Origin of the sequence: Arthrobacter sp. USHLN218, assembly GCF_037144715.1 — a bacterium.
In the GTDB taxonomy this organism is placed as follows: domain Bacteria; phylum Actinomycetota; class Actinomycetes; order Actinomycetales; family Micrococcaceae; genus Crystallibacter.
The window spans coordinates 1-531 of the sequence record NZ_JBBCYT010000021.1; the positions used below are offsets into that span (position 1 = coordinate 1).

The window sequence follows — 531 nt, forward strand, 5'->3', positions numbered from 1 at the left end:
GAAAGGAACTGCCCCCAGCATGGTTCATAAGGTCAAGGCCGTTGTTGCCAAAGAGAAGAATGCCCCGGTCAGCATCGAGACGATCCTCGTCCCGGACCCGGGCCCGGGCGAGGCCCTGGTCGACATCCTCACCTGCGGCGTCTGCCACACCGACCTGCACTACAAGCAGGGCGGCATCGGCGAGGACTTCCCCTACCTCCTCGGCCACGAAGCCACCGGCACCGTCGCCGCCATCGGCGACGGCGTCACCGAAGTCGCCGTCGGCGACCGCGTCATCCTGAACTGGCGCGCGGTCTGCGGCCAGTGCCGCGCCTGCGCCAAGGGCCAGCCGCAGTACTGCTTCAACACCCACAACGCCACCCAAAAAATGACCCTCGAAGACGGCACCGAACTCTCACCCGCCCTGGGCATCGGCGCGTTCGCCGAAAAGACCCTGGTCGCCGCCGGCCAGTGCACCAAGGTCGACGCCGACGCCGACCCCGCCGCCGTCGGCCTGCTCGGCTGCGGCGTCATGGCCGGCATCGGCGCCGC

At 68.9% G+C, this 531-nt stretch carries 1 protein-coding gene; it reads left to right on the forward strand.

Going from position 1 to position 531, the window contains the following annotated elements; all coding sequences use genetic code 11:
• Positions 1 to 19 precede the first annotated feature (19 nt).
• On the forward strand, positions 20 to 531 hold a 512-nt coding region (locus tag WFH44_RS21340; RefSeq protein WP_336716653.1), incomplete at its 3' end, for an alcohol dehydrogenase catalytic domain-containing protein.